At 72.9% G+C, this 21294-nt stretch carries 19 protein-coding genes and 1 tRNA gene; 6 read left to right on the top strand and 14 right to left on the bottom strand.

Features of this window, described 5'->3' with window-relative positions; translation table 11 throughout:
• Nucleotides 1-227 precede the first annotated feature (227 nt).
• From thrB to ACWD4A_RS20710, 6 genes are all read right to left on the bottom strand, one after another.
• Nucleotides 228-1142, bottom strand: coding sequence for a homoserine kinase (thrB, locus tag ACWD4A_RS20735; protein ID WP_451195830.1), 915 nt, complete (start codon nucleotides 1140-1142; stop codon nucleotides 228-230).
• A gap of 272 nt (nucleotides 1143-1414) precedes the next feature.
• Entirely contained in the window at nucleotides 1415-2503 is a 1089-nt protein-coding gene (gene thrC, locus ACWD4A_RS20730) for a threonine synthase (protein ID WP_451195829.1), read from the bottom strand.
• 15 nt (nucleotides 2504-2518) lie between these two features.
• Nucleotides 2519-3811 carry a homoserine dehydrogenase gene (locus ACWD4A_RS20725; RefSeq protein ID WP_451195828.1) on the bottom strand — a complete coding sequence of 431 codons (1293 nt, stop codon included), beginning with the start codon at nucleotides 3809-3811 and terminating at the stop codon, nucleotides 2519-2521.
• Nucleotides 3812-3953: 142 nt separating this feature from the next.
• Nucleotides 3954-5345 carry a diaminopimelate decarboxylase gene (gene lysA, locus ACWD4A_RS20720; RefSeq protein ID WP_451195827.1) on the bottom strand — a complete coding sequence of 464 codons (1392 nt, stop codon included), beginning with the start codon at nucleotides 5343-5345 and terminating at the stop codon, nucleotides 3954-3956.
• Between the two features lie 13 nt (nucleotides 5346-5358).
• Entirely contained in the window at nucleotides 5359-6186 is an 828-nt protein-coding gene (gene nrtL / locus ACWD4A_RS20715; RefSeq protein ID WP_451195826.1) for an ArgS-related anticodon-binding protein NrtL, read from the bottom strand.
• A gap of 90 nt (nucleotides 6187-6276) precedes the next feature.
• Nucleotides 6277-6777, bottom strand: a complete 501-nt coding sequence (locus ACWD4A_RS20710; RefSeq protein WP_451195824.1) for a response regulator — start codon at nucleotides 6775-6777, stop codon at nucleotides 6277-6279.
• 109 nt (nucleotides 6778-6886) lie between these two features.
• Between ACWD4A_RS20710 and ACWD4A_RS20705 the strand changes: the two genes are divergently transcribed.
• Nucleotides 6887-6958 (top strand) — tRNA-Arg (locus ACWD4A_RS20705).
• A 197-nt stretch (nucleotides 6959-7155) separates the two neighbouring features.
• A complete protein-coding gene (locus ACWD4A_RS20700) occupies nucleotides 7156-8670 on the top strand; it encodes an amino acid permease (RefSeq protein WP_451195889.1) in 1515 nt (504 codons plus the stop codon).
• A gap of 25 nt (nucleotides 8671-8695) precedes the next feature.
• Here the strand turns inward: ACWD4A_RS20700 and ACWD4A_RS20695 are convergent, their stop codons facing one another.
• On the bottom strand, nucleotides 8696-9577 hold the full coding sequence (locus ACWD4A_RS20695; protein ID WP_451195822.1) for a polysaccharide deacetylase family protein: 882 nt from the start codon (nucleotides 9575-9577) through the stop codon (nucleotides 8696-8698).
• Between the two features lie 92 nt (nucleotides 9578-9669).
• Nucleotides 9670-10806 (bottom strand): ferritin-like domain-containing protein, encoded by a 1137-nt coding sequence (locus ACWD4A_RS20690; RefSeq protein WP_451195821.1) that lies wholly within the window; start codon nucleotides 10804-10806, stop codon nucleotides 9670-9672.
• A gap of 192 nt (nucleotides 10807-10998) precedes the next feature.
• Between ACWD4A_RS20690 and ACWD4A_RS20685 the strand changes: the two genes are divergently transcribed.
• Nucleotides 10999-11931 carry an AurF N-oxygenase family protein gene (locus ACWD4A_RS20685; RefSeq protein WP_451195819.1) on the top strand — a complete coding sequence of 311 codons (933 nt, stop codon included), beginning with the start codon at nucleotides 10999-11001 and terminating at the stop codon, nucleotides 11929-11931.
• Between the two features lies 1 nt (nucleotide 11932).
• On the opposite strand, the gene ACWD4A_RS20680 is transcribed toward ACWD4A_RS20685, so the two are convergent.
• Nucleotides 11933-12676 carry a TetR/AcrR family transcriptional regulator gene (locus tag ACWD4A_RS20680; protein WP_451195817.1) on the bottom strand — a complete coding sequence of 248 codons (744 nt, stop codon included), beginning with the start codon at nucleotides 12674-12676 and terminating at the stop codon, nucleotides 11933-11935.
• Nucleotides 12677-13111: 435 nt separating this feature from the next.
• On the opposite strand from ACWD4A_RS20680, the gene ACWD4A_RS20675 reads away from it, so the two are divergent.
• The gene (locus ACWD4A_RS20675) at nucleotides 13112-13381 is read left to right on the top strand and encodes a hypothetical protein (protein WP_451195816.1); all 270 of its coding nucleotides are present in this window, start codon (nucleotides 13112-13114) and stop codon (nucleotides 13379-13381) included.
• Between the two features lie 166 nt (nucleotides 13382-13547).
• Nucleotides 13548-14648, top strand: a complete 1101-nt coding sequence (locus ACWD4A_RS20670) for an NlpC/P60 family protein (protein WP_451195814.1) — start codon at nucleotides 13548-13550, stop codon at nucleotides 14646-14648.
• A 10-nt stretch (nucleotides 14649-14658) separates the two neighbouring features.
• Here the strand turns inward: ACWD4A_RS20670 and ACWD4A_RS20665 are convergent, their stop codons facing one another.
• From ACWD4A_RS20665 to ACWD4A_RS20645, 5 genes are read right to left on the bottom strand one after another with little or no spacing between them, the layout of a single operon-like run.
• Nucleotides 14659-15915, bottom strand: coding sequence for a styrene monooxygenase/indole monooxygenase family protein (locus ACWD4A_RS20665; RefSeq protein WP_451195813.1), 1257 nt, complete (start codon nucleotides 15913-15915; stop codon nucleotides 14659-14661).
• Between the two features lie 21 nt (nucleotides 15916-15936).
• Nucleotides 15937-16569 carry a GTP-binding protein gene (locus tag ACWD4A_RS20660; protein ID WP_451195887.1) on the bottom strand — a complete coding sequence of 211 codons (633 nt, stop codon included), beginning with the start codon at nucleotides 16567-16569 and terminating at the stop codon, nucleotides 15937-15939.
• A gap of 22 nt (nucleotides 16570-16591) precedes the next feature.
• A complete protein-coding gene (locus tag ACWD4A_RS20655; protein ID WP_451195811.1) occupies nucleotides 16592-16981 on the bottom strand; it encodes a DUF742 domain-containing protein in 390 nt (129 codons plus the stop codon).
• Nucleotides 16978-17487 carry a roadblock/LC7 domain-containing protein gene (locus tag ACWD4A_RS20650; protein WP_451195809.1) on the bottom strand — a complete coding sequence of 170 codons (510 nt, stop codon included), beginning with the start codon at nucleotides 17485-17487 and terminating at the stop codon, nucleotides 16978-16980. Before ACWD4A_RS20650 ends, ACWD4A_RS20655 begins: the two co-directional genes overlap by 4 nt.
• Nucleotides 17484-20129, bottom strand: a complete 2646-nt coding sequence (locus ACWD4A_RS20645) for a sensor histidine kinase (protein ID WP_451195807.1) — start codon at nucleotides 20127-20129, stop codon at nucleotides 17484-17486. The genes ACWD4A_RS20650 and ACWD4A_RS20645 overlap by 4 nt, the downstream gene beginning before the upstream one ends.
• Nucleotides 20130-20377: 248 nt before the next feature.
• Here ACWD4A_RS20645 and ACWD4A_RS20640 point away from each other — a divergent pair, with 248 nt between their 5' ends.
• Complete coding sequence (locus ACWD4A_RS20640; RefSeq protein WP_451195805.1) at nucleotides 20378-21142, top strand: hypothetical protein; 765 nt, start codon at nucleotides 20378-20380, stop codon at nucleotides 21140-21142.
• Nucleotides 21143-21294: the final 152 nt, after the last annotated feature.

Here is a 21294-nt window from a genome sequence, read left to right as displayed (position 1 = left end):
CGCCGATTCCGGAGCGTGCTCGAATCTGCTCAGGCAGGCTGCTCAGGCAGTTTGGGAGGCTCCCGGAAGAAAAGCGGTCCCTGATCGGGACACAGAACACCGAGCCGATGTGGCTTCGAGTGCAGACTTGAGGTTAACACTACCGGATCCCACAAACATTCCCCCTCTCCAAGACCGGCAACCGCTATTTTTCGCGGGCCCGGGGCACGCCCCGGGCGCCGCGCTGGTCAGGCGAGCGGCAGCACGCTCGTCCCCCCGGCGTCGAGGGCCAGCCGGTTGGCCGCCCACCCCTCGCCCGCCAGCCGTGCGACCTGGTCGGCCGCACCGTTCTCGGCCAGCGCGAGCACCGTGGGGCCCGCGCCGGAGATGACCGCGGGGACACCGTCCGCGCGCAGTCGGTTGACCAGGGCCACGCTCTCCGGCATCGCCGGGGCGCGGTACTCCTGGTGCAGCCGGTCCTCGGTGGCCGGCAGCAGCAGCTCGGGGCGCCTGGTCATCGCCTCGACGAGCAGCGCGGCGCGCCCGGCGTTGGCCGCCGCGTCCACATGGGGGACGCTGCGCGGCAACAGCCCGCGCGCCGTTTCGGTCAGGACGGGCTTCGCGGGCACGAAGACCACCGGAACGATGGAATCCGCAGGGTTCATCCGAATGGCCCGTGCCACGCCCGAATCCATCCACGCCAAGGTGAATCCGCCGAGCAGGCAGGCCGCGACATTGTCCGGGTGGCCCTCGATCTCCGTGGCGAGCTCCAGCAGCGCCGCGTCGTCGAGCTTTTCGGCCCCGCCTATGGTCACGGCGCGGGCGGCGACTATGCCCGCGCAGATGGCCGCGGACGAGGAGCCCAGGCCCCGGCCGTGCGGAATGCGGTTGGCACACACGACCTCCAGGCCGCGCGGCTGGCCGCCGAGCAGGTCGAAGGCGGTGCGCAGGGCCCGTACGAGAAGGTGGCGCTCGTCGCGCGGCAGGGTCTCGGCGCCCTCGCCCGCGATGTCGATGTGCAGCCCGGATTCGGCCACCCGGACCACGACGTCGTCGTAGAGCCCCAGCGACAGGCCCAGGGCATCGAAGCCGGGGCCCAGGTTTGCGCTGGTGGCGGGGGTGCGCACGCGGACAGCGGCGGCGCGGAACGCGGGACCGGCCATCGCTCGATGACTCTCCTTGGTGTGGCCTCGGCAGGGCGTGCAACGTCCGCAAGGGCCGCGACGATACGCCGCACGGTGGCGGCGGGGGTCTGCGACGGGGCGGAGTGAGCACAGCCTATCGAAGGAAGGTTCTGCGGCGACATAGGGCGCACGTTTGGCCTGCGGCGCGCCGGGGTGTCGACGAGGTGAGCAATTCCCGTGGACAGGGCCCCCGAACCCCCCTTTCGCACGCGAAAGTCAGGAGGTCCGGGGGCCGGGCCACGGTCGTGGGGTCAGACCAGCCCGAGCTGCCGCGCGGCGGCCGCCGCGTCGACCGGGACGGTGACCGGCTGCGGGGCGCCCGCGACCGCCCAGTCGGGGTCCTTGAGGCCGTTGCCGGTGACCGTGCAGACGATCCGCTGGCCCCGGTCGACCAGCCCGAGCTCGGCGGCCTTCAGCAGGCCGGCCACGCTCGCGGCGGACGCCGGCTCGACGAAGACGCCCTCCTGTGCCGCCAACAGGCGGTACGCGGCCAGGATCTGGCGGTCGGTCACCTCGTCGATGAGGCCGCCCGATTCGTCGCGCGCCTCCTCGGCGAACTTCCATGAGGCGGGGTTGCCGATCCGGATCGCGGTGGCGATGGTGTGCGGGTTCAGCACCGGCTCGCCGCGCACGATCGGCGCCGAACCGGACGCCTGGAAGCCCCACATCCGGGGGGTGCGGGAGGAGACGCCGTCGGCGGCGTACTCGCGGTAGCCCCGCCAGTAGGCGGTGATGTTGCCCGCGTTGCCGACCGGCAGGACGTGGATGTCCGGGGCGTCGCCGAGCGCGTCCACGATCTCGAACGCGGCGGTCTTCTGGCCCTCGATGCGCACCGGGTTCACGGAGTTGACCAGCGCGACGGGGTACTCCTCGGACAGCCCGCGCGCCAGCGTCAGACAGTCGTCGAAGTTGCCGTCGACCTGGAGGATGCGCGCGCCGTGGACGAGGGCCTGGCCCATCTTGCCGAGCGCGATCTTGCCCTGCGGCACCAGGACGGCGCAGACCATCCCGGCCCGTACGGCGTAGGCCGCCGCGGAGGCGGAAGTGTTGCCGGTGGAGGCGCAGATGACGGCCTTCGCGCCGTCTTCCTTCGCGCGGGTGATGGCCATCGTCATGCCGCGGTCCTTGAAGGACCCGGTCGGGTTGGCGCCCTCGACCTTGAGATGGACATCACACCCGGTGCGCTCGGAGAGCACCTGCGCGGGGACGAGCGGCGTGCCGCCCTCGCGCAGGGTGACGACCGGCGTGTCGGCGGAGACGGGGAGCCTGTCGCGGTACTCCTCGATGATGCCGCGCCACTGGTGGGTGCCGGAGGACCGGAGTCCGTTGCTGCCAGACATTGCTTCTCTTGCTCCCTATTCGCCTTCGACCCGCATGATGCTCGCGACACCGCGGACCGTGTCCAGCTCGCGCAGCGCGCCGACGGTCGCCGAGAGGGCGGCGTCGGGGGCGCGGTGCGTGACGACGACGAGGGACGCCTCGCCGTCCTTGCCCTTCTGACGGACCGTGTCGATCGACACCCCGTGCGCGGCGAAGACCGTCGCGACCTGGGCCAGGACGCCCGGCCTGTCGGCCACGTCGAGGCTGATGTGGTAGCGCGTGACGACCTCGCCCATCGGGCTCACGGGCAGCCGGGTGTAGGCGGACTCGCCGGGTCCGGTGGTCTCGGCGACCTTGTTCCGGCAGACGGCGACGAGGTCGCCGAGCACCGCGGAGGCGGTCGGCGAGCCGCCCGCCCCGGGCCCGTAGAACATCAGCTGACCCGCTGCCTCCGCCTCCACGAACACCGCGTTGTACGCCTCGCGGACGGACGCCAGCGGGTGGCTCAGCGGGATCATCGCCGGGTGCACGCGGGCGGTGACGGACCGCCCGTCGGCGGCGCGCTCGCAGATGGCGAGGAGCTTGATGGTGCAGCCCATCTGCTTCGCGGAAGCGAAGTCCGCGGCGGTGACCTCGGTCATGCCCTCGCGATAGACGTCGTCGAGGCGCACCCGGGTGTGGAAGGCGATCCCGGCGAGGATCGCGGCCTTGGCGGCGGCGTCGAAGCCCTCGACGTCGGCGGTCGGGTCGGCCTCCGCGTACCCGAGCGCGGTGGCCTCGTCCAGCGCCTCGGAGTAGCCCGCGCCGCTGGTGTCCATCTTGTCGAGGATGAAGTTGGTGGTGCCGTTGACGATGCCCAGCACCCGGTTGACCTTGTCGCCCGCGAGGGACTCGCGCAGCGGGCGGACGAGCGGGATGGCACCGGCCACGGCGGCCTCGTAGTAGAGGTCCGCGCCGTGCGCCTCCGCCGCGGCGTGCAGCGCCGCGCCGTCCCCGGCGAGCAGCGCCTTGTTGGCGGAGACGACGCTCGCGCCGTGCTCGAAGGCGGTGGTGATCAGGGTGCGGGCCGGCTCGATGCCGCCGATGACCTCGATGACCACGTCGATGTCGCCGCGTTTGACCAGGGCGGTGGCATCGGTGGTGACGAGCTCCTGCGGCACCCCCTCGCGGACCCGGCCCGGACGGCGCACCGCGATGCCGGCGAGCTCGACCGGCGCGCCGATGCGCGCCGTGAGGTCGTCCGCGTGCGTCGTCATGATGCGCGCCACCTCTGAGCCGACCACACCACAGCCCAGCAGCGCCACCTTCAGCGGACGCGTACGCATCATCCGACCCCTGCTTCTCATCGACACAGCCTCGAACATCTTCGGTAGTGCACCAGTCTCACTCACCGGACGGGAGTTTCCCTCCCCCGTCCAGTATCCGAGATTTTTACTTTCGTTTTTCCTTCGGCCGCCGGACGGCGGGGTGTCACCCCACGTCGAGGCGGAGGAGGTCCTCTTCCGTCTCCCGCCGGACGATCACGCGCGCGGAGCCGTCCCGCACGGCGACGACCGGCGGGCGCAGCGCGTGGTTGTAGTTGCTGGCCATGGAGCGGCAGTAGGCGCCGGTCGCGGGCACGGCCAGCAGGTCGCCGGGGGCCAGGTCGGCGGGGAGGAAGGCGTCGCGCACGACGATGTCGCCCGATTCGCAGTGCTTGCCGACGACGCGCGAGAGCATCGGTTCGGCGGTGGAGGTGCGGGAGACGAGGGCGACGCTGTACTCGGCGTCGTAGAGCGCGGTACGGATGTTGTCCGACATGCCGCCGTCGACGCTCACGTAGGTCCGCAGGCCGGGCAGTTCCTTGACGGTGCCGACCTCGTAGAGCGTGAAGGCCGTCGGTCCGGCGATGGCGCGGCCCGGCTCGACGGAGAGCCGGGGCACGGAGAGCCCGGCGGCCGCGCATTCGCGGGTGACGATGTCGCCGAGCGCCTTGGCGATCTCGTGCGGCTCGCGGGGGTCGTCGTCGGAGGTGTAGGCGATGCCGAGGCCGCCGCCGAGGTCGATCTCGGGCAGCTCGACGCCGTGTTCGTCGCGGACCTCCTTGAGCAGCTGGACGACGCGGTGCGCGGCGACCTCGAAGCCGGAGGTGTCGAAGATCTGCGAGCCGATGTGGGAGTGGATGCCGACGAGCTCCAGGCCGTCGAGCTTGAGCGCGCGGCGCACGGCCTCGGCGGCCTGCCCCCCGGCCAGGGCGAGGCCGAACTTCTGGTCCTCGTGGGCGGTCGCGATGAACTCGTGGGTGTGCGCCTCGACTCCGACGGTCACCCGGATCTGGACGCGCTGGCGCCTGCCGAGCCGTTCGGCGATGCGCGCGACGCGGACGATCTCCTGGAAGGAGTCGAGGACGATACGTCCGACGCCCGCCTCGACGGCGCGGGTGATCTCGTGGGTGGACTTGTTGTTGCCGTGCAGCGCGATGCGTTCGGCGGGCATTCCGGCGGACAGTGCCGTGGCCAGTTCGCCCTCGGAGCAGACGTCGAGGTTGAGGCCCTCCTCGTGCAGCCAGCGGACGACGGCGCGGGAGAGGAAGGCCTTGCCCGCGTAGAAGACGTCGGCGTCCGGGCCGAAGGCGTCGCGCCAGGCCCGGCAGCGGGCCCGGAAGTCCGCCTCGTCGAGGAAGAACGCGGGCGTCCCGAACTCCTCGGCGAGTTCGGTGACCTTGAGGCCGCCGACGGTGGCCACGCCGTCGGCGTCGCGGGTGACCGTGCGGGCCCATACGCGCGGGTCGAGCGCGTTGAGGTCGGCGGGCGGCCCGGCGTAGTGCCCTTCGGGCAGGACGTCTGCGTAGCGGGGCCCGGCGGGGTGTGCGGAACGGCTCATGGCTCTGATCTCCTCAGAGGTGTGCGGGTGCGGTGATGCCGAGCTGGTGGAGGCCGTCGGCCAGCACCTTGCCCGTGGCCTCGGCGAGGGCCAGTCGGGCGCGGTGGACGGCCAAGGGTTTCTCGTCCCCGCGCGGCAGCGTGGGACACGCGGCCTGCCAGCGGAGGAAGGCATCAGCGAGACGTTCGAGATGGCGGGCGAGCCGCTCGGGCGCCCGGGTGGCGGTGATCCGCCGGTGGTCCGCCAGGCCGGCGAGCACCGGGCCGGCCGTCTCGTCCGGGACGTCCCCCGGCTCGGGCGCGAAGCCCAGGTCGCGGGCGTTGCGCCGGAGGGCCCGGCTGCGGGCGTGGGCGTACCGGACGCGGAAGAGGGGGTTGCTCTCGCGCTGGACGAGCAGCAGGTCGCGGTCGACGCCGGGCGGGCTGACGAGTGCCCAGCGGGCGGCGTCGGGGCCGAGGCGGCGGACGAGTCCGGGGGGCGGGTCGGCCGGCAGCGGCGGGCTCCCGGGCATCCGGCCCGGGTCCTGTACGAGCTCCCGTACGAGCTGGACGTACGAGGTGCCCTCGAGGGTGATGTTGAGGAAGCCGGGTCCGGCGATGTCGACCCGGGCGATGCCGGGTTCGGCGGCGAGCCTGCGGCGCAGCACCTCGGCGACCTCGTGGGCGGGGCGGCCGGTGTCCTGGGCGATACGGAGGGCGACGTTGGTGGCGTAGTCCCCGCATCCGGGGCGGGGCGGGACCCGCACGGTGACCCGGTCGGGGACGACGGCACTCAGCTCGTCGGCCTCGATGGCGCGGCGCACCGTGTGCAAGACGGTACGGGAGAGATCGGCGGGGGTCACGGGGCCAAGCCTAGGGGAGAAGGGGGGCGGCCAGGCGAACAGGTTTCGATCGGCTCTCGTCCGACTCTCGATCGGCGGTGGACCGGTGGACTACTCGCGTCCCCCGACGGACTCCACGCAGTCCCCGGGGGCCGGGGCCCCCGGCAACCCGTCGCCGTCGTCCCCCTTGCGGCGGCGCATCAGCCTCCGGACGAGCCGGATCATCTCGGTCGGCTCGAAGGGTTTCGCCAGGAACGCATCGACCCCGGCGGACCTGCCGCTGTCGACCTCCAGCTGGGTGCAGGCGCTGATGATCGCGATCGGTATGTTCCGGGTCCGCGCGTCGGCCCGCAGCCGCGCGGCCGTGAGCAGACCGTCGAGCCGGGGCATGACGACGTCCAGGGTCACCACGTCGGGGCGCACGCGGTGCACGATCTCCAGGCATTCGGCACCATCGGCCGCGGTCACGACCTCGAAGCCCTCCAGCTCGAGGTTGACCCTGATCAGCTGCCGGATGACCTTGTTGTCGTCGACGACAAGGACCCGGCCGGACAAGCCAGGCACACCCCGAGAGTAAGCGCGCCCGCCGCGCCGCGTCCGGGTTTTCCCCACTTCCACCCCACACAGGGGTCCCTCCCCTCCCCCCACCCCCAACCACGTTGCCGTGCACCCGTCCGGAGCTGCTAATGTTCTTCCTGTCGCCGCGACAAGCGCCGACAAAGCCCCCGTAGCTCAGGGGATAGAGCAACGGCCTCCGGAGCCGTGTGCGCAGGTTCGAATCCTGCCGGGGGCACTTCGCTTCAGCTGGCACCGCAAGGTCGTCGGCTGCCGGAGTGCCTGACATCGAGAGCCGGACCCAGTACAACTGGGTCCGGCTCTTTGTCGTTGAGTTCTTTCTTTACGGCCGAACCGCTCACCGGCTCAACCGACTTGGCCGTACGCGCACCGCACACCCCTTGACCGTCGCTCGCCAAGGAGGATCACGTGCCGTTGGACGAAGCCGCCCGGGTGGGCGATGAAGAGCGGTTGCGGGAGTTGGGTTATCGGCAGGTGCTGGCCCGGCGGATGTCGGGGTTCGGGAATTTCGCTGTTTCGTTCACGATTATTTCGGTGCTTTCCGGGTGCATGACGATGTACGGGTTCGGCATGCGGACCGGCGGTCCGGCGATGCTGATGTGGGGGTGGGTCGGGGTCGGGGCGATGACCCTGGTGGTGGGGCTCGCGATGGCGGAGGTGTGTTCCTGTTATCCGACGTCGGGCGGGCTGTATTTCTGGGCGCACCGGATGGGGCCCGAGAGATCCCGGGCGGCCTGGGCGTGGTTCACCGGGTGGTTCAACGTGCTGGGGCAGGTGGCGTGCACCGCGGGGGTGGATTTCGGTGCGGCGTCGTTCCTGAATGCCTATTTGGACCTGCAGTTCGGGTTCGCGGCGACTCCGGGGCGCACGATCGCCCTTTTCGGCGGGGTGCTCGTGGTGCACGCGCTGTTGAATACGTTCGGGGTGCGGCTGGTCGCCTTCCTGAACGCGGTGAGCGTGTGGTGGCACGTGTCCGGGGTGCTGCTGATCGTGGGGGCGCTGGCGTTCGTGCCGGGGCGCCATCAGTCGACGTCGTTCGTGTTCACGCGCTTCGTGAACGAGACGGGGTGGGGCTCGGGGCTCTATGTGGGGCTGTTGTCGCTGCTGGTGGCGCAGTACACGTTCACGGGGTACGACGCCTCGGCGCATATGACGGAGGAGACCCGTGACGCGGCGGTGGCGGGGCCGCGGGGCATCGTCCGGTCGATCTGGCTGTCGTGGATCGCGGGGTTCGTGCTGCTGGCGGGGATGACGTACGCGATCCAGGACTGGGCGGGCGAGGAGGGGACGGAGACCGGGGTGCCCCCGGCGCAGATCTTCCTGGACGCGCTCGGTGCGACGGCCGGGAAGCTGTTGCTGCTCGTGGTGATCGTGGCGCAGTTGTTCTGCGGGATGGCGCTGGTGACGGCCAACTCCCGGATGATCTACGCGTTCTCGCGGGACGGCGGGCTGCCGTTCTCGGGGGTCTGGTGCCGGGTCGATCCGCGGACGCGGACGCCCACGAACGCGGTCTGGCTGGCCGCGGGCGGTGCGCTGGTCCTGGGACTGCCGTATCTGGTGAACTCCACGGCGTACGCGGCGGTGACCTCGATCGCCACCATCGGCCTGTACCTCGCGTATGCCGCGCCGACGTTGTTGCGGCTGCGGCAGGGGGACGCGCTGGAGCGCGGGCCGTGGCACCTCGGGCGGTGGTCGCGGCCGGTCGGGGTGGTGGCGGTCTCCTGGGTGGCGGTGATCACGGTGCTGTTCATGCTGCCGCAGTCCGGGCCGGTCACGGTGGACACGTTCAACTACGCGCCGATCGCCGTGGTCGCGGTGGCCGGATTCGCGGGGGTCCGGTGGCTGACGTCGGCCCGGCACTGGTTCCTCGACCGGCGGGAACCGGTCGGGCCGGCTCGGGAGAGTGGCGGGCGCGAACCCGCCGTATGACAGTGGCGGGTTCGCGGGGCGGCGGCTACGTCTTCGGGTAACCGAAGGTGTAGCCGTGGCTCTTGAGCCACGGGATGAAGGTGTCGAGGGCAGCGGCGGTCTGGCCGCGGTTGCCGCCCCCGTCGTGGAAGAGGACCGTGGGGCCCTCGTGCAGGTCCCGTTCGGCCGTGTCGATGATCTTCTGGGTGCCGGGGTTGGTCCAGTCCCGGGTGTCGACGTTCCAGCCGAGCGGGCGCATGCCGTGGGAGGCGGCGACCTCGCGGCTGTACGGGGTGAACGCGCCGCCGGGGGCACGGTAGTAGAGCACCTTGGCGCCCGGACCCGCGGCGGCCAGGATCATCTGCTGGGCGTCGAGGACCTGTTGCCGCTGGTACGGCTCGGGGCGCCGGTCCATTTCCGTGTTGTGGTCGACGGAGTGGTCGCAGAGCCGGTGTCCGGCGGCGACGACCTTCTTGACGAGCTCGGGGTACTCCTTGGCCCGCGAACCGATGATGCAGAAGGTGGCCTTCGCCTCGTACTTCTTCAGTATGTCCAGCACCTTCAGCGTCCAGACCGGTTCCGGGCCGTCGTCTATGGTGAGGTTGACCGCCTTGCCCGGCGTGTCCGACTCGTGGGTGATCTCGGCGGACACGCGTCCGGGCGGCTCCGAAGCGGGTGACGGCGTTGGCGACGGTGACGGCCAGGACGGCGACGACCAGGACGGCGGTGACGGCGACGAGGACGGCGACGTCGACGACGGGGTCGGCGGTGCGGATGACGGGCTGTGCGCGGCCCCGTCGCCCTGGCCGGGTTCCGGGCCTCCCCCTTCCGTGGCCATGGCCACGCAACCCGGCATCGCCGCGGCGAGTGCCAGCACCGATACCGCCGCCATCGCGAAGCGTCGCTTCCCGGCAGTGAGTCGTGCCATGAACTTCCCCTCCCTCGGTACGAGTTGTGCAGGAGGTGCACAACAAAGACGTCCCGGCCGAAAAGGGGGTTCCAAGGGCAACATGCCCGTTTTTAAACCTCGGTGGCGGCCTCCGCTCCGCCGTCCGCCGTCCCGCCGTCGGCGATCGCGGCCGCGACCTCCGCCCGCCGGGCGGCCTCCTCCGCGGCGAAGCGCTGCGCGTCGAGCTGTGCGGCGGCCTCCTCGTCCTGTGCCATGAGGAGGTCCAGGCTGGTGTCGCCCAGTTCGAGCACGCCCATGTCGACGTACGCGCGCTGGAGCCGTTCACCCCACAGGCCGATGTCCTTGACGCACGGGACGATGCGGCTGAACAGCAGTTTTCTGAACAGCTGGGTGAATTCGGAGCGTTCGGCGAGCTCGACGGCGTCGGCCACCGGGATGCCGAAGTCGGTGAGCACCACCTCGCCGCGCAGCCGGTCGCGCATCAGGTAGCAGCCCTCGATGACGAACTCCTCGCGCTCGCGGAGCTCGGCGTCGGTCAGCTGCCGGTAGTGGTCGCGCAGGGCCATGCGGCCGAAGGCGACGTGGCGGGCCTCGTCCTGCATGACGTACGCGAGGATCTGCTTCGGCAGCGGCTTCTCGGTGGTGTCGCGCAGCATGCCGAAGGCGGCGAGGGCGAGTCCCTCGATGAGCACCTGCATCCCGAGGTAGGGCATGTCCCAGCGGGAGTCCCGCAGGGTGTCGCCGAGCAGCGACCGGAGGTTGTCGTCGATGGGGTAGACCATCCCGACCTTCTCCTGGAGGAAGCGGCCGTAGATCTCGGCGTGCCGGGCTTCGTCCATGGTCTGGGTGGCGGAGTAGAACTTGGCGTCCAGGTCGGGCACGGACTCCACGATGCGGGCCGCGCAGACCATCGCGCCCTGCTCGCCGTGGAGGAACTGGCTGAACTGCCAGGAGGCGTAACGGCGGCGCAGCTCGCGCTTGTCGCGCTCGCTCATCCTGCCCCAGTACGGGGTGTCATGGACCGGGAGGTTCCGGTCGGGGACGCCGAGGGGGTCGTACGGGTCGACGGGCAGGTCCCAGTCGATGCGGGTGACCGCGTCCCACTGCTTGTCCTTGCCCTTCTGGTAGAGGGCCAGCAGGCGCTCCCGGCCGTCCCCGTACTCCCAGGAGAGGCGGGCGGCGCCGGCGGCGGGCACCTGCCAGGTCGGGTCGCCGGGGTCGTGCGCGTAGTGGTTCCACGTGGTCATGACGCCTCCCGAGCCTTGTGCGGTTGGGTAGTCGGCAGGCTCACACGGTGGTTACCGCCGGGTCAATGACCGGGTGTCCGGTCCTCCGGGGCGGCGGGCGCCGAGGTACGCCAGGGGGATTGACGTCCTTGCTGACAAGCAGTCTCATAAGCAGGTGACCGCGGGTAACTCACAGACGAGGTGTCCTCAGCCATGACCACCGAGACCGCAGGACCACCGCTCCGGGACGCGCTCGGCCCGCTCAAGGACCGCGAGAAGGTCGCCGAACGCCTGCTGGAGTCCTCGACCAGACACTCCTTCGACCCCGACACCGAACTGGACTGGAACGCACCGCCGGTGGACGGAAAATGGTTCTGGCCGCCCGAGCTGCTCTCCCTCTACGACACCCCGATGTGGCGGCGGATGCCGGAGGAACAGCGGCTGGAGCTCTCCCGGCACGAGGCCGCGTCGCTCGCCTCCCTGGGCATCTGGTTCGAGATCATCCTGATGCAGCTGCTGGTGCGGCACATCTACGACAAGCCCGTGGGCAGCGCGCACGTCCGCTACGCCCTCACCGAGATAGCCGACGAGTGCAGGCACTCGAAGATGTTCGCGCGCATGATCGCCGCGTCGGGCGCCCCCGCTTATCCGGTCTCCGGCTTCCACCACAATCTGGCCAGAATCCTCAAGACCGTCTCCACCACGCCCGGTTCGTTCGCCTGCACCCTCCTCGGCGAGGAGATCCTCGACCACATGCAGCGGCTGACGTTCCCGGACGAGCGCGTGCAGCCGCTTGTCCGCGGCGTGACCCGCATCCACGTGGTGGAGGAGGCACGCCATGTGCGGTACGCGCGGGAGGAGCTGCGCCGCCAGATGGTGACCTGCCCGCGGTGGGAGGCGGGGCTGACGCGGCTGAGCTCCGGGGAGGCGGCCCGCGTCTTCTCGCTGGCGTTCGTCAATCCGGCCGTCTACACGAACGTGGGGCTGGACCGGCGGAAGGCCGTCGCGCAGGTACGGGCGAGCGGGCACCGGCGCGAGGTGATGCGGGCGGGGGCCCGGCGGCTCACGGACTTCCTGGACGAGATCGGGGTGCTGCGCGGGGCCGGGCGGCGGTTGTGGGTGAGCTCGGGGCTGCTGGCGGGGTAGGTCAGAGCAGGTGTTCCGCCTCCGAGAGCACGGGCGCCACCCGGCGGGCGAGGTGGCCCGCACGGCCTTCCGAGGTCTCCAGGGCCAGTGCGGCCCGGACCGCCCGGGAGGTCTGCTCGTCGCTCGCCGAGGTGGCCGTGAGCAGGGCCACGAAGTGGTCGACCAGCCAGTCGCGGAGCTCCTCCAGGGGCGGCTGTTTGCCCTCGTCCAGCCAGATCAGGGAGGCCGCCTCGACCGCCGTGATCCATGTGCGGACCATCATCCGCAGCCGCGGCCCCGGGCGGGGTTCCCGCAGGTGGGTGAAGACCTGTTCGGCGGCCGCCCGCCGGACGCCGTCCACGATCGCGCCCGTACGGGAGGTCTCCGCGACGCTGCCGCCCTGCAGCAGGGCGCTGAACCCCGCGTCGTGCTCGCCGACGAAGGCCAGGTAGCGGTCGAGGGCCGCGGCCAGGCGCCCGGTGAGGGGGCCGGTCTGCGGCTCGGCGAAGCACAGCTGGAGGTCGTCGGCGGCGCTGCGCAGCGCCGCCTCGTACAACTGGGGCTTGCCGCCCGGGAAGTAGCGGTACACCAGCGGCCGTGACACGTCGGCGGCGGCCGCGACCTCGTCCAGGGACACGTCCTCGGGCGCGCGGTGCGCGAAGAGCGCGAGCGCGGCGGCGATCAGCTGGGTGCGGCGCTCCTCGACGCTGAGCCTGCGGTAGGTGGCGCGGGGGGACGAAGTCGGTGCGGTTCCGCTGCCGTTCATGCACCGCAGCGTATCCGCCCTCGCGGGCGGGCACGGGGGGCTCCGTTCCGGTGGGGCTGTCCCGGCGGGCCGGGTGGCCGGTGGGGCGGGCGGGCCTGGCAGAAGTACGGGAACGACCGGCCGCCGTCGTGCCCGGCAGTGCCATGCGCCTGGACCTCACCTCGGCGGGGCCCCGGGCACGGAAGAAGGGCCGCTGAGCGGTCTTGCCGTAGTGGGGGGCGGTGCCGCGCCCCGTAAGGGGCGCGGGGAAGCGCCGAACCGCGGCTCCGCCGCCTGGGCGCGATCAGCCACGGACGGCCCGCAGTGCCCGAACCGCGCTCCCCGCGGAGCGCCGAGGCGTACCTCCGGCGCCTCGTACCGCGCGGCGGACGCGACCGACCCGCACGGCCCCGCTACGGACGCGGGTCAGGGCCGCCGCTGACGGAGACTGGTGACGTGAGAAGCGAAAATACGCCCTTCGTGGGCGGCCCGCTGGACGGGCGCGTACTGCCGGTACTGCTCGGGCCCACCGGGCACCCCCCGAAGACCTACGAGATCCCCGTGCCCGGCGAGGACGGGGGGACCGAGGTCGTACACGTGTACAAGCGGGTCCAGGCGGGCACGACACGGCGCCTGGGGCTGCACAAGGGCTGGAAATACGAGTACGACCCGGACGGCAGGCCGGGCGGCGGCCTCAAATGGCCCTGGTCGCGCCCCGGCGCGTGACCAAGGCGCGTGAGCATATGGCGAGCGCCCCCCGAACGGGTGACGGGTGGGCAGCCAGGGGGTGAGCGGGTTAGGCGGATTCGCCCACCCCACTGCCGTAACGGCCGCCACCATGGCACGATCCTCCTTGGGCAAACGATCACGCCCACACTTCGGAGGTGAATCCGTGTCGGGACGGCTCGCGCGTTCTGTCTGCACGGCGGCGCTGATAGCCGGCGCCGCTTCGCTCGTCCTGCCCGCGCCCGTCGCCACGGCGGCCCCGGCCCCGCCCGACCAGCCCGTCAGCACCCTGCTCGGCCAGCTCCAGACCCTCTACCGCAAGGCGGAGGAGGCCACGGAGAAGTACAACGCGACCGAGGAGAGCCTGCGGAAGCAGCGCGACAAGGTCAAGAAGATCGACGACGATCTGGCGGCCGCGCGCATCGCGCTCACCGGCAGCCGTGACGCGGCCGGGCGGCTCGCCCGGGAGCAGTACCAGGGCGGCGGCAGCGGCACCCTCTCCCCGTACATGGGCTTCCTCTTCGGCTCCGACCCGCAGCAGGTCCTCGACAGCGGCCATCAGCTCCAGCGGGCCGCCGGGCAGCGGGCCGCCACCGTCGGCAAGCTCACGGAGGGTGAGAAGCGGGCCGCGGACCTCGCCGTCAAGGCGCGGGACGCCCTCAACGCCCAGCAGACGCTCGCGGCGAAGCAGAAGCAGCAGCGCGACGACGTGCGCAAGAGCCTCGCGCAGGTGGAGAAGATGCTGGCCTCGCTGACCGGCGAGCAGCTCTCCGAGCTCCAGAAGCTGGAGCAGAAGGACATCGGCGAGGCCCAGAGCAAGCTGCTCGCCTCCGGCCGGCTGGGCGGCGCGGCGGCGCCGTCCGCGCTCGGCGACAAGGCTCTGGAGTTCGCGTTCCAGCAGATAGGCAAGCCCTACGTGTGGGGCGCCGACGGCCCGAACTCCTTCGACTGCTCGGGCCTCACCTCCCAGGCGTGGGCCCACGCGGGCGACGTCATTCCCCGGACGAGCCAGGAGCAGTGGAAGTCCCTGCCGAAGGTGCCGCTCAACGAGATCCGGCCCGGGGACCTCGTGGTGTACTTCGAGGGCGCGACCCACGTAGCGATCTACATCGGCAACGGCCTCGTCATACAGGCGCCCCGCCCGGGGACCGCGGTGAAGGTCTCCCCGATCGCCTCCAACCCGCTGCTGGGGGCCGTGCGCCCGGACCCGGGGGCGGCCCCGCTGAAGGCGTACGTACCGCCGCGGGTGCCGGACACGGCGTCGTGAACCGGCGGGCTCAGCCCGCCTCCGCCGCCGCCCGGGACACATAGGCCGCCGCCCGGTCCGCGTCGTAGAAGTAGCCCGCGAAGTCCGCGGGGTCGTCGAAGCCCCGCGCCAGGCGGTCGGCGACGGCCTGGCAGCCCGTGGCGGCGAGCATCAGGTCCAGGACGTGGCCGGGCGGCGGCGCGAGCATCGTGTTCGTCCATCGCGTGGTGTGCCGGGCCGTCGCCCAGTGCCGGTCGAAGGCGGCCCGCATCCACGCCTCGTCGAAGGGCAGCTCCCCCCGCTCGACGATCGAGGTGAGGTACGAGGCGGCGCACTTGGCCGCCGAGCTGCCGCCCTGCCCGGTGACCGGGTCGTCGGCGACGACCGTGTCCGCCACCCCGAGGACCAGCCCGCCCGACGGCAGCCGCCCGACGGGATGCCGCACGGTCGGGGCGTAGCGCCCGGCCAGGGTGGCGCCCGCGTCGGTCAGCTCGACCCGGGTGGCCCGCGCGTATTCCCACGGGGTGAAGCGTTCCAGCAGCTCCAGCATCATCGCCAAGTGCCCGTTCGGGCCCGCCTGTTCCTCGAAGACGTCGAGCGGACCGCCGGGCATGCCCTCCCAGAGGAGGACGTCGGCGCGGCCGGACAGGGTGAGGGTGGGGATGACGAAGAGCTCGCCGACGCCGGGGACCAGATTGCAGCGGACCGCGTCGAGGCCGGGGTGCTCGGGGCGCGGCCCGAGGCCGTGCACGGCGGCGACGGCCAGGGCGCGTTGCGGGGTGGAGTACGGGGAGCGGGCCGCGTCCCGGACGAACAGCGCGGCCAGCTCGCCCCGGCCCACGGCGGCCAGTACGAGGTCGTAGCGGGCCGCCAGGGCGTCGAGGTCGGAGACGGTCGCCGCGTGGATGACGAGGCGGCCGCCGCGCTCGGCGAAGGTGTCCAGCCAGCCCGCCGTCTTCACCCGCTGGTCGACGGAGCGGGCGGGGGCGCCGAGCCTGCCGACCCAGTCGAGGAGCCGGGTGCGCACACCCGTGGCCGACTCGGGGCCGGCCACCGAGACGCCGATGCCCTCGATGTCCGGGGCGCGGCCCGCCCAGAAGTCGAGCCCCAGCTCCCGCTCGTGGCGCAGCGCGGTCGGGAAGAGGCACTGGGGCGGCATGATCCGGCCGGAGCGCATCTCGTCGGCGGTGCGGTTGGAGATCAGGGTGACGTCGTAGTCCAGGGACTGGAGTCCGAGGGCCAGTTGGAGGCCGGACTGGCCCGCCCCGACAATGAGGATCCGGCGCATGGGCCCGCTCCCTTCGTCGTGCTATCCCGGTGTGGCGTCGAGGGCCCTGCCGACGAGGATCAGCAGGGTGTCGACGACCCCGACCCGCTGCCGGGCGTCCATGTGGACCAGCGGCACGTGGCGCGGCAGGGCGAGCGCCTCGCGCACCTCGTCCGGCTCGTGGCGGGCGGCGCCGTCGAACTGGTTGACGGCGACGAGGTACGGCAGGCCCGTGCTCTCGAAGTAGTCGAGGGCGGGGAAGCAGTCCGCGAGGCGCCGGGTGTCGGCCATGACGACGGCGCCGATCGCGCCGCGCACCAGGTCGTCCCACATGAACCAGAAGCGTTTCTGGCCCGGTGTGCCGAAGAGGTAGAGCACCAGGTCGGTGTCGAGGGTGATGCGCCCGAAGTCCATGGCGACCGTGGTGGTCAGCTTCTCCGGGGTGGCGGTGCGGTCGTCGACGCCCTCGCCCGCGACCGTCATGACCGCCTCGGTGCGCAGCGGGGTGATCTCGGAGACGGCGCCGACGAAGGTCGTCTTGCCGACGCCGAAGCCGCCCGCGACGACGATCTTCGTGGCGTGGGGGGCGCGGCTGCGGTCGGTCTGCCAGGGGCGGGGGGTGTCGGGGGCGGCGGGCGGCCCGCCGCGCGTGGCCTTCCCGCCGCGTACGGCCAGGGACGTGCTCCGAAGGTCGGCGTCAGAGCCTGTGAAGTCCACCCAGCACCCTTTCCAGCAGCGCGCGGTCGGGCCGGCCCGTGCCGTGGCCGGTGTCGAAGACGCGGATCCTGCCCTGGTCCGCCAGTTCGAGGAGGAGGACCCGCACCATCCCCAGGGGCATCTTCAGCAGTGCGGCGATCTCGGCGACCGAGCGCAGCCGGAAGCAGAGTTCGACGATGGCGCGGGCCTCGGGCAGGGCCCGCTCCTCGGGGAGGGTGCGGGCGGCCGGTCCGTGGGGGCCGTCGCCGGGGGTGTCGAGGGCCGCGACGAAGGTCTCCACGAGCAGCACCCGGCACCGGCGGGGCCTGCCGCCGGTGAGGGAGTAGGGGCGCACGCGGGCGGGTTTGCGGCAGAGGACGGCCTGGCTCACTCGACCGCCTCCACCGACTGCCGTAGTTCCCTGCGGAGTTCGGGGGTGAGGACGTGTCCGGCCCGGCCGACGAAGAGCGCCATCTGGTAGGCGACGACGCTCATGTCGCAGTCGGGGTCGGCGTGCACGCCCAGGAGCGAGCCATCGCTGATCGTCATCACGAACAGGCTCCCGTCTTCCATGGCGACCATGGTCTGTTTGACGACGCCGCCGTCCATGAGGGCGGCGGCTCCCGTCGTGAGGCTGCCGAGTCCGGCCACGATGGTGGCGAGGTCCCCGGTGGAGCCGCGGGGCCCGGCGGGCGGGTCGAAGCCGGGGACGCCCGGGTTCCGCTCGGGGTCGGAGGAGAGCAGCAGCAGGCCGTCGGAGGAGACGACGGCGACGGAGCGCACGCCGGGCACCTCGTCGACCAGGCCGGCGAGCAGCCAGTGCAGATTGCGGGCCTCGTGGCTGAGCCCGTACACGGCGGGGGTGGCGGGAGTCGCCTCCCGGGAAAATGCGGTCAACCGCGTGCCTCCTCGACAGTGCCGCCCTGAGCGGGCGGCCCCGCTTGGTCCGGATCGGTGGTGCGTCCCGCCAGCTCCGCGGCGGCGTCGCGGCGCCCGTCGGCGGCGCCCCGCTGGAAGCCCGCCAGTTTGCGGCGCAGGACCTCGGCGTCGACGCCCTGCCGGGGCTGCGGCGGTTCGGCCCGCTGCGGTACGGGCTGGGGGGTGCGCCGGGGCAGGCCGTTGCCGGTGACCTCGGCGGCGGAGCCCTGCCTGCCCTGGGCGGGGACCACGGCGGCGGCGGGGTTGTCGCCGAGCGCCGTCGGGCGGGCGTGCCTGGCCACGGGGAGGCCGGCGGGCGGGAGGCCGGTGGGCCGTATCCCGTCCGGGGCCGGTCCGGCGGGCGGATCGGCCGGGTGCACGGGCAGGGGGGCCGGGGGCGGCAGCGGGACGGGGGCGGCGTGCGCGCCGACCGGGCGGTGCCGACTGCCGGGCAGCGCCGGGGAGTTGACGTCGGCGATGGATCCGGGGAGGTGGATCGGGGGGGCGGCCGCGGCGCCCGGCACGGGCGGGATGTCGCCGAGGCCGGTGACCGCGGGCGGTCCGTCGGCCAGGAGCGCGGCGGGCAGGACCACGACGGCGGTGATGCCGCCGGTGTGCTGCTCGCGCAGCTGGACGCGGATGCCGTGCCGGGCGGCGAGCCGCCCGACCACGTAGAGCCCGAGGCCGGGGACCTCGCACGGACCGTCCGGGTGGGCGTCCGGGGTGTGCCGGGGGCGGCCCGCCCGCACGGTGCGCTCCCCGGCGGGCGGCGGCCCGTACGGGTCGGGGTCGGTGAGCAGGGCGTTGAGCTCGGCGAGCCGGTCGGGGGTGACGCCGATGCCCTCGTCCTGGACGGACAGGGCGATGTCGCCGGTCTCCAGGAGCCAGCCGGAGAGCTGCACCTGGGCGTCGGGCGGGGAGAACGTCGTGGCGTTCTCCAGGAGTTCGGCGACCAGGTGGCTCACGTCCTCGGAGGCGAAGCCGGCCAGCCGGGCGTGCGGCGGCAGCGACTGGATGCGTACGCGCTGGTAGCGCTCGATCTCGCCCGCGGAGGCCCGCAGGACGTCGAGGAGGGGGACGGGTCCGGCGCGCCCGGTGCCGCTCTCGGCTCCGGCGAGGGCGAGGAGGTTCTCGCTGTTGCGGCGCATGCGGGTGGCGAGGTGGTCGAGCGTGAAGAGGGTCTCCAGGCGCTCGGGGTCGGTCTCGTGGGCCTCCATGCCTTCGATGACGGCGAGTTGGCGCTCGACGAGCCCGAGGGTGCGCAGGGAGAGGCCGACGAAGAGGCCGCGCGCCCGTTCCGCGCACGCGTCGGGGCGGTCCGCGGTGCGGGTGGTCACCTCCTCGGCGAGCTGCCCGGACAGTTCCTGGTGGCGGTCGCGGAGGGCGTCGTGCTCCTCGGCGAGCAGGTGCCGGGCGGCGATGAGGCGGGTGCGCTCGCCTTCGAGGACGGCGATCCGTTCCTGCTGGCGGATGACCTTCTCGTGCAGGAGGTTGACGGAACGGGCGGTCTCGGCGAACTCGTCGTCGCGGCCCTTGAAGTCCACGGGCCTCTCAACGACCGGGTCGGCGCTGACCCGGCGGGCGCCGAGCCGCAGCGAGCCGAGCGGCCGGGTGATGGACCGGGCGGTGCGGATGCCGGCGAAGAGGGCGACGAGGAGGCACAGCGCGCTCAGCGCCGCGCGCAGTTCGAGCCCGGTGAGCGCGGCGTGCCGCTGTGCTTCGAGGTGGTCGGCCTGGCGGGCGGCGAGGTCGGCCTCGGCCTGCCGCATCAGGTCGAGGCGGGAGCTGAGCGCCGAGCGCACGGGCTCGACGGGCTGCTCCGCCGCGGTGGCCTGGGGGCCGGTGAGGCGGTTGACGAAGCTCTCGGCGGTGGTGACGTCGGGGCCGCTGACCGTGCCGCTGTACGCCTCGCGGGTGCGGGCGGTGGCGAAGCCGTTGAAGTCGGCGAGGGCGTCCCGCTCCGCGGCGGCGGCCCGTTGGGCGGCGAGGGCGAGGGCGGCCTCGCCGTGTGCGCCGAGGGCGCCGAGGAGCAGGGCGCGGGTGGCGGAGGCCTGTTCGACGGCGCGCCCGAGGAAGGGGAGCGCGGCCGCGTCGCCCTCGCCGCCGTCCGGGGCGCGCTGTCCCGCGGTGTCGGCCGCGCCGTGGAGGGCCTGGACGATGCCGGTGTAGGCGGTGAAGACGGCCAGGGCGTCGTCGCCGCCGGAGACGGCCCGGCCGCGCGCGGCGGGGAGGGCGTCGAGCCGGGCGCGCACGGCCGCGGAGGCGTCCGGGCGGAAGTCGGCGACCTGCTGGTCCACATGGGCGCGCTGGCTCTTGATCGCCGCGGCTTCCGCCGCGTCGGTGCGGCCGCCCGCCACGTACTGGGTCATGGCGTCGCGCTCGTCCGCGAGGGAGTGGGCGAGCGCGAGGGCCGGGCCGTCGGCGTCGGCGAGGGCCGCGAGCCGCTGGGCGCGGGTGAGGTCGCGGGCGGCGTCCGCGGTGCCGAGGGCGCTCCCCGCGAGGACCGTGAGGGCGGTGACCGCGACGGAGGCGGTCAGCCGGTTACGCACGCGAGCCGTGCGCTCGCGCACCGCCGTGGACTGCCGCTCTCGCTCGCCGCCCCGAAGCCGCTTCTTCCGCACCGGTGCTCTCATTCTTCTCTGGCCTGCCCCGCCCCTGGTACTGATTTGACCCTTTCAGCACCTCTGAGGAGAGGGTGCCCTTCCCCTCATCCGGCCACTCGAAGGAGTGAACCTGACAAGGGAATTGACTCGCGATGCTTCACTCATCGCATACGGGCCAGGTCAGCACGTCACCTGGAGAACGCGGCGGGTGCCCACAGGATGCGCACTCGCACGCGTGGATTTCCGGCATCCGGCACACTGGCCCCATGCGCATCGAACTCGCCACCCAGCCGGGGGATCCCCGCCACCCGAACGAGGACTTCGTCTCCGTTGCGCTGCCCGCTTCGGGCCGGGGCGGGGCGCTGGTGCTGCTGGACGGGGTGACCCCGCCGCCGTCCGGGGAGACGGGCTGTGCGCACGGCGTCCCCTGGTTCACCGCGCGGCTCGGCGGCGCCCTCCTCGAACTCGCCGTCTCCCGGCCGGACCTGTCGCTCCCCCGGTGTCTCGCCGAGGCGGTCTCCCGCACCGCGGACGACCACCGCGACACGTGCGACCTCACCCACCGGCTCACGCCGCAGGCGACCGTCGTCCTGGCGCGGTGGGACGACGAACTGGTCTCCTTCCTCGTCCTCTCCGACTCCGCGCTGCTCCTGGAGGCACCGGACGGTTCGGTCTCGGCGGTGCTCGACGACCGGATCGAACGGCTGCGGTCACTCGGTCCGGTGACGGACGCGCAACGCAACGCGGAGGGCGGCTTCTTCACCGCCGCGGCGGATCCGGCTGTCGCCGGGCTGGCGGTGACGGGCACGCTGCCGCGCCCGGAGGTACGGGCGCTGGCGGCCCTCACCGACGGCGCGGGGCGCTGGGTCGAGGTCTTCCACGAGGGCGACTGGGCCGCGTGCTTCGCCCTTCTGTCGAAGGGCGGGCCGCAGTCCTTGATCGACGCCGTACGGGAGTTGGAGGGGCGGGGGCCGGCGCCCGGCAAGCGGAAGCCGCATGATGATGCGGCGGTGGCGTACGTGGAGCTGTAGCCGCTCCGGGGCTCCGCGTTCGGGTGCGGCACCGTTGCCGCCTGCGGCGGAGGCCGCGTCGTGCCGGGTGCGGCCGGAACTCCGGCCGCGGGCCGGTTGGCCGCCTGCGGCGGGGGCGGCCTGCGGCCGCGGGGGGGGGGGCCGGGGCCGGG

The sequence above is a fragment of the Streptomyces sp. NPDC002537 genome, from assembly GCF_053594975.1.
The sequence above is the reverse complement of the archived record's forward strand: the minus strand, read 5'-3'. Positions and strand labels throughout refer to the sequence as shown.